Source organism: Nitratidesulfovibrio oxamicus (assembly GCF_015731765.1).
GTDB classification, from domain to species: Bacteria; Desulfobacterota; Desulfovibrionia; order Desulfovibrionales; family Desulfovibrionaceae; genus Cupidesulfovibrio; species Cupidesulfovibrio oxamicus.
In genome coordinates this window covers 1-508 of the sequence record NZ_VRYY01000803.1, presented here as the reverse complement: position 1 = coordinate 508, position 508 = coordinate 1, and the positions used below count along the sequence as shown (strand labels likewise).

The 508-nt window shown below is 73.2% G+C and carries 1 protein-coding gene; it reads right to left on the bottom strand.

Annotated elements, in window-relative coordinates; genetic code table 11:
* A partial coding sequence (locus FVW20_RS18695; protein ID WP_196610744.1) for a rhomboid family intramembrane serine protease occupies nucleotides 1-508 on the bottom strand: 508 nt, incomplete at both ends.

The following is a 508-nucleotide window of genomic DNA, read 5'->3' as shown; positions in this document are numbered from 1 at the left end:
GCCAGCGGCACCACCATGCGCCGCCAGCCGCTCCAGCCGCCCTCCACCGCCAGCAGCCCGGACAGCACCCCCACCGCGCCGAACAGCGCCGTGGAAAAGCCCAGGCTGACGTGCGATGCCGGGCGCGCCAGGGCATTCAGCACGTTGCCGCCCGCACCCGCCATGATGGTCAGCAGCCAGCCGGGGCCGCTGCCCACGCGGCGGCACAGGGGAATCAGAAAGAAGCTGCCGAACAGGATGTTGCCGAACAGGTGCGGACTGTCGGCATGCAGGGTCAGGGCCGTGACCACGCGGTACCATTGCCCGCGCGCGACGGTGTAGTAGACGTCCATGGCCCCGGCATCGCGCCACACGTCGGGGTCCAGGTCGGGCAGGGGCAGGTGCAGATCCCACCACCAGCCCATGCGCACCCCGTGCCACAGGGCCAGCAGCAGCAGGCCCAGCAGGGTCAGATGGACGTTGGCGCGCAGGGGGGCGGGCGGCGGCGCGGGGGGACGGGCGCGGGCGG